4 protein-coding genes and 1 pseudogene are annotated in these 6408 nt (G+C 53.2%); 2 read left to right on the plus strand and 3 right to left on the minus strand.

Annotated features, from left to right (window positions below; genetic code table 11):
* The coding region (locus tag ABYW01_RS11270) for a TetR/AcrR family transcriptional regulator (RefSeq protein ID WP_372832762.1) at positions 1-325 on the minus strand (325 nt) is incomplete at its 3' end.
* A 130-nt stretch (positions 326-455) separates the two neighbouring features.
* Here ABYW01_RS11270 and ABYW01_RS11275 point away from each other — a divergent pair.
* Together ABYW01_RS11275 and gltA are read left to right on the plus strand one after the other, a co-directional pair.
* Positions 456-965, plus strand: a complete 510-nt coding sequence (locus ABYW01_RS11275) for an HPP family protein (RefSeq protein WP_372832764.1) — start codon at positions 456-458, stop codon at positions 963-965.
* A gap of 446 nt (positions 966-1411) precedes the next feature.
* The gene (gene gltA / locus ABYW01_RS11280) at positions 1412-2707 is read left to right on the plus strand and encodes a citrate synthase (RefSeq protein ID WP_372832765.1); all 1296 of its coding nucleotides are present in this window, start codon (positions 1412-1414) and stop codon (positions 2705-2707) included.
* 50 nt (positions 2708-2757) lie between these two features.
* Here gltA and ABYW01_RS11285 read toward each other — a convergent pair whose 3' ends face one another.
* Complete coding sequence (locus ABYW01_RS11285) at positions 2758-6144, minus strand: PAS domain-containing protein (RefSeq protein ID WP_372832766.1); 3387 nt, start codon at positions 6142-6144, stop codon at positions 2758-2760.
* Positions 6145-6187: 43 nt separating this feature from the next.
* Positions 6188-6408 (minus strand): annotated as a pseudogene (locus ABYW01_RS11290) (hypothetical protein); the annotation flags it as partial.

The following is a 6408-nucleotide window of genomic DNA, read 5'->3' on the forward strand; positions in this document are numbered from 1 at the left end:
CATTGATAAAAAAACAGCCATGAAAAGGCTGCAGTACATCGATCCGATCGTTAAACCAGTTGTCCAACGCTTCAAATTGAGCTTCGACCATTTCTACTGCAGATGCGGCCTCACTAAGACAGCCGTTAAGCCAGTCACAAAAGCGCTGATCGCGATACTCCAGCACTGCCAACACCAGCTCATCTTTACCCGAAAAATGATGGTAGAGCGTTTTCTTAGCCACACCGGATTCAGACAGAATTTCGTTGATACCTACCGCATGAACACCTTTTTGGTAGAAAAGCTCAAACGCAGTGGTAATCAGATGAAGTCGTTTCTCAGACATAAGACTCAAGGTTTCCGACAGGAAAAACGATATTGACACAGGTAGACCGAACTGTCTACCATGAGCAAAAGTAGACAAATCGGTCTACCTTGGTACACACCCTAAAACCCGGGACTTCAGGAGATACCTTATGTCTGCGTTGTTAAATAAACTGAAAGGTGATGGAGCAGCACTGCCGCCAAAACACCCGCTCAAGAACATCCTTCTGGCCGGACTGGGTGGTTTCATTGCCATAGCGGTGATCGCAGGTATCGCAGACAACCTTCAGGCAGCACTGGTGCTTGGCTCCTTCGGTGCCTCATGTGTGTTGGTGTTTGGCTTTCCGGATGCCCCCTTTTCGCAGCCGAGAAATGTGATCGCCGGGCACTTTCTAAGCTCACTGGTCGGCTTGTTGTTCCTGACACTCTGTGGGCCAACCTGGTGGTCTGTCGCGCTGGCGGTAGGCACCGCAATCGCATTGATGATGGCAACGCGCACAGTGCATCCGCCCGCCGGTTCCAATCCGGTGATTGTATTTTTGATGCAGCCGAGTTGGGATTTTCTGCTGTTCCCCACTTTAAGTGGAGCGGTGCTATTAGTTGCCGTCGCCGTGGTATACAACAATCTCAGTAGACAAGCGAATTACCCCAAGTATTGGTAATGGAGTAAGACAAGCAACAAACCGGGTGCACAGGATCCACTGGACGACTGTGATTAGAAATAAGCTAGTTTGATCCGGCCAGCCAAATCACCTCGCGGACCCGCCCTATCAGATTATTCACTGCAATGGCGATGTCTGGCTTTGGGCGGCTATTCTTTGAGAGTTCGTGCGCTAATGTAAATTTTCAACTATTGGCTACGCACCCGACAACACATACAGTCCTTCAGAAGGAAGGTTGCCATCTTTGGGTATCAAATTACCGACAAGGATCTCGCACCTTGCTTCTTTCAAATATGGCCTATGCTTGGAATATATGCAGCCGCCATGGAAGTCACTGCCCGCATCCCAAGATAGGCTAATGACTTACGGGCTATGGTTACTTTATCCATTCTTTAGTGAGTCATAACGCCACGCTGTGCTCCCAAGGAGCACAAGGTTTCAGGCTCATGTCTAAAAACACGCTTACAATCCGTGACAACCGCACGGGGAAAACTCTGGATCTAGAGATCCAACAAGGGGTTGCCGGTCCACCCGTGGTGGATATTCGGGGGCTCTACGGGGAGCTAGGACTCTTCACCCTCGACCCGGGCTACAAATCGACAGCCTCCTGTACCAGCCACATCACCTTTATCGACGGCGAGAAAGGAATTCTGCTGTACCGTGGCTATCCCATCGAGCAACTGGCGGAGAAAAGTAGCTTCAGCGAGACAGCTTACTTGTTGATGAAAGGAGAGCTGCCCAATCGTCAGCAATTTGATGAGTTCAATACACTGCTGACCCAGCACACCATGGTGCACGAACAACTGCTTAACTTCTTCCAAGGCTTTAGGCGTGACGCCCATCCGATGGCGATTATGGTTGGCGTGGTCGGTGCCCTCTCCGCGTTCTACCACGACTCGCTGGATATCCATGATCCACAACACAGGGAGATTTCAGCGATCAGGTTGCTCGCGAAGATACCCACCATCGCAGCCGCCTCCTATAAACATGCGATCGGGCAACCGTTTATCTACCCGGACAATGATCTCGACTATTCCAGCAATCTGCTGAAGATGCTCTTCGCCGTGCCCTGCGAGGACTATGAGGTGAATCCGGTAGTCGCGGAGGCACTGGACAAGATTCTTATTCTTCACGCCGATCACGAACAGAACGCCTCCACCTCAACCGTTCGCCTGGCCGGTTCCACCGGAGCCAACCCTTTTGCGGCGATCTCTGCCGGCATCAGCGCCCTGTGGGGACCTCTGCACGGCGGTGCTAATGAAGCCGTACTGAGTATGCTGCATGAGATCGGTGACGTGAAAAAGCTGCCTAAGTATCTCAAACGAGCGACTGACCCTGATGATCCCTTCCGACTAATGGGCTTTGGCCACCGGGTGTATCGCAGTCACGACCCAAGGGCCCGGGTACTGCGTAAAGAAGCACAGAAGGTACTTACCGCCCTTGATCGTCAGGATGATCCCCTCTTCGCGTTAGCCCTGGAATTGGAACGCATAGCGTTGGAAGACGACTACTTCATTAAGAAAAAGCTCTACCCCAATGTGGACTTCTACTCAGGCATCATCGAAAGTGCGATGGGCATCCCGTCCAACATGTTCACGGTGATGTTTGCCCTGGCCCGCAGTGTGGGTTGGATCGCCCAGTGGAAAGAGATGATCGTGGACAAGGATCAGGTCATCGGTCGTCCACGCCAGCTCTATCAGGGCGCAGCTCAACGTGATTATCTGGCTATCAATAAACGTTAAGGCTTAAGGTGTCGGGCTAAATTAAGTTATCGGTAACCAACAGCCTGAGATTACTGGATATCAGCCTGCGGGGGAAAGCGCGAAACCAGCGCTTGCTTAAGGCGCTCGACGTCAGACTCAAGGGCTGATAACGCTTCTGGGGCTGCGTCGAGTTCAGCCTCTCGTGCCATCAGTTCAAGCTTCAGGGCACTGGCAACCGTCCGCTTCGCCGCAAAAACAGCTACCGTTCCCTTTAGGGTGTGGGCCGCTCGCCGCAATGCAACAGCATCACCCGCTGCCAGCGTGGCATGAATCTCAGACATTAATTTAGGACACTCATCGTAAAACAGTTCGACCAGTTCTTTGAGGATGTCGGCATCACCGCCAACCCCCTCTAACGCACCGTCAGGATCAAACACCTCAGCAGGGTCCAGATACTGCGTGTCCCGGATCACCTCCTGTGATTGTGCCTCTTTCGATGGGGAGCTCTGAGGTGAAGTCACCTCAGTATCTGACACTGTAGACACACCCGCTTCTGATGCGGCCGCGTTTACCACCTGATCAATCGTGTCGTAGAGTTGTTGGGAGCGTATTGGTTTGGGAATATAGTCATCCATCCCCGCACGCAGGCACTGCTCCCGGTCTCCTTTCATGGCATTGGCCGTCATGGCGATGATGGGCAGGTGCGACGCGCCGCCTGCCTCCAACTCCCGAATTCGTGCGGTTGCCTGTAAACCGTCCATCTCCGGCATCTGCACATCCATAAGCACCAGATCGAAGGGTTCACGTTCAAACCATTCCACCGCTTGTTTACCGTCATTAGCGATGACGACGGAATGCCCGCGCTGCTCCAACAACTTGGTGGCAACCTTCTGGTTGATCAGACCATCTTCAGCCAGAAGAATATGCAGAGGGGCCCCGCCAGGCACAGATGCCTCGGCAGCCTCAGGCTGGATCACCAATCCTTTCAGACTGAGAATGGCATCCAGCAGGTTGGACTGTTTAACCGGTTTCGTCAGGTAACGGGCGATCCCCCTATCCTGAAGGCTGGCTGATTTTGTGGACTGCCCCACGGAAGAGAGCATAATAATCGCTATATCCGAATAGTTCGGGTCTCCTCGTATCCTCCGCGCTACCGCAAAGCCATCCATGCCGGGCATCATCGCATCCAGCAATATCAGGTGATAAGGCGTTCCAGCGCCCCGTGCCCGCTCCAGCTTATCTAACGCGTCTTCGCCCGAGGCAGCGGTCATGGGTTTCATACACCAGTTGACCAGCATCTCTTCGAGGATACGTCGGTTGGTACTATTGTCATCAACGATCAGAACCGGCAACTCATAAAGCGCTGAAAGCTCCCTTGGAAGATGAGTGCCAGGCCCCAGTTGACGTTGCAGAACCAACGAAAAGTGGAAAATTGTCCCCTCACCAACGGTGCTTTCCATCGACATCTCCCCGCCCATCATGCCCACCAGCTGGGATGAAATGGCCAGCCCCAGACCCGTGCCGCCAAAGCGGCGGGAGATAGAACTATCAACCTGGCTAAAGGACTCAAAGATATGCTGGCGCTGCTCTGGAGGGATACCAATTCCCGTGTCACGTACAGAGAAAACGAGTTCAACTTCGCTTTCCTTCAGGGCTTGCGGCCTGATATCCACCAGAATCTCCCCTAGTTCGGTAAATTTGATCGCGTTACCGACCAAGTTGACAATGATCTGCCGCAACCGTCCGGGATCACCGATCAATGCATCAGGAATCTGCGGAGAGATGCGACCAACAAGTTCCAACCCCTTCTCAGAGGCACGCATCGCCAAGGTCTGTAGAGTGTCGTCCAGTGTATCCCGCAGATTAAAGTCAATTTCTTCCAACTCCAGTTTCCCCGCTTCGATCTTCGAGAAATCCAGGATGTCATTCAGCAACCGCAACAGCGTATCTGCCGATTGTTGAATTAGGGTCAGGTACTCCTGTTGCTGTGTGGAAAGCAGGGTGTTACCGAGCAGTTCGGACATTCCTATAACGCCGTTCATCGGTGTCCTGATCTCATGGCTCATATTGGCCAGAAACTCGCTTTTAGCGTTTGAAGCCTGTTCGGCTGCAACTTTGGCCTTGTGTAACTCCTCATGGGACGCTTTTAATTCAGCGGTACGTTGCTCGAACTGCTTTTCCAGTCGTGCATTGATCGTAAGCAGTTCCTCCTGCAGAGCTTGCGCTTGGGCCTGGACACGTTTCTGTTCAGTAATATCGGTGATAAAGCCTTCCTGCACCTGAAGATCACCGTCGGGACCAAAGACACCACAACCCTGTTCCCACACCCACTTCTCCTCACCACTACGGGTACGAATACGGTATTCAGTTCGATAGGGACGCTTTTCGCTCAGTGACTGCTGTGTCTGCGCCAACACCCGATCCCGGTCCTCCGGATACATCAAGTCGCTATAGTCGACGATCTCGCCAGCAACAAGTTCCTCCGGCGTGTATCCGGTCAGTTCCACACAACCCCCACTGACAAACTCGACGGACCACCTTGGGCTATCAAGTCCGCGATAAACAACACCGGGAAGATTAGCGATCAGCGTCGTAAGACGGCGACGACTCTCCGCCAATTCCTGAGTGGTGCTGTTCCTCTGGGCCTCGACCCTCTTCTGTTCAGTAATATCCGTGGCAAAGCCTTCCAGCGCCTGCAGCTCACCATCCGATCCGTAAACACCGCACCCCTGAGTCCATATCCACTTTTCCGTTCCGTCGCGGGTAGGTACACGGTGTTCGAATTGATAAGGGTGTCCATCACGCAGCGACTGCTGAATGACCTGCCAAATGCGCTCGCGATCTTCCGGGAATACGATGAGGCCAAAGTGATCCAGCTCCTGCGGTGAGTAACCCGTCAGTTCCAGGCAACCATCACTGACAAACTCAGTGGGCCACTCAGGGGTATTGAGAATACGGTAGGCAATACCGGGCAGATTAGATATCAGTGTGGATAGACGGCGGCGGCTCTCCTCGAGCGCCTGGGTTGTCGTTTCCCGTTGATCCTGAGCCCGCTTCTGATCAGTGATATCCGTGATAAAGCCTTCCAGTGCCAGAAATGCACCATCAGAATCGAAAACACCACACCCCTGCTCCCATACCCACTTCTCCTCTTTGTCCCGGGTATGGATACGATATTCGACCTGATACGGGCATCGTTCACGCAGTGCCCCTTGTACCTGATCCCATAAGGGGCCCCGGTCCTCTGGATGCACCAGCTCACTATAGTTGATAAACCCACCGATACTCAGCTCCTGCGGTGAGTAGCCGGTCAGCGCTCGGCAACCCTCACTGACAAACTCCATAGGCCATTCGGGGGTATTGAGGCACCGAAAGGCAAAGCCCGGTAGGTTAGCCATCAGTGTGTCGAGGCGACGGCGGCTCTCCGCCAGCGCCTGGGAGGTGTTGTTTTTTTCACTTAAGGGTGGTTGCTTCATGAGCATACCCCACTTAGTTATAAAACCCAGGCGATCCTGCTGATTAAGGGAAGATTCCCCTCAGTAGTTTGGCCTGAGTGATGCGGTCTATGCCTTCGATCAGGGCTGCGGTGCGCATATCCAAGTGGTCTCGTTGCGAGCGTTGCAGGGTGCTGTGAAAGGCATCGGTCATGATTTTATGCAGCCGACCATTGATCTCCTCATGTGACCACATATAGTTTTGGGTTCCCTGTACCCATTCGAAGTAGGAGACGGTCACCCCGC

Origin of the sequence: Pontibacterium sp. (assembly GCF_041587635.1) — a bacterium.
GTDB lineage: Bacteria > Pseudomonadota > Gammaproteobacteria > Pseudomonadales > Balneatricaceae > Pontibacterium.

Bases quoted from the DNA above. Each gene is read 5' to 3' on its own strand.
- ABYW01_RS11275 (WP_372832764.1), top strand. From the start codon at position 456: ATGTCTGCGTTGTTAAATAAACTGAAAGGTGATGGAGCAGCACTGCCG.
- gltA (WP_372832765.1), top strand. From the start codon at position 1,412: ATGTCTAAAAACACGCTTACAATCCGTGACAACCGCACGGGGAAAACT.
- ABYW01_RS11285 (WP_372832766.1), bottom strand. From the start codon at position 6,144: ATGAAGCAACCACCCTTAAGTGAAAAAAACAACACCTCCCAGGCGCTG.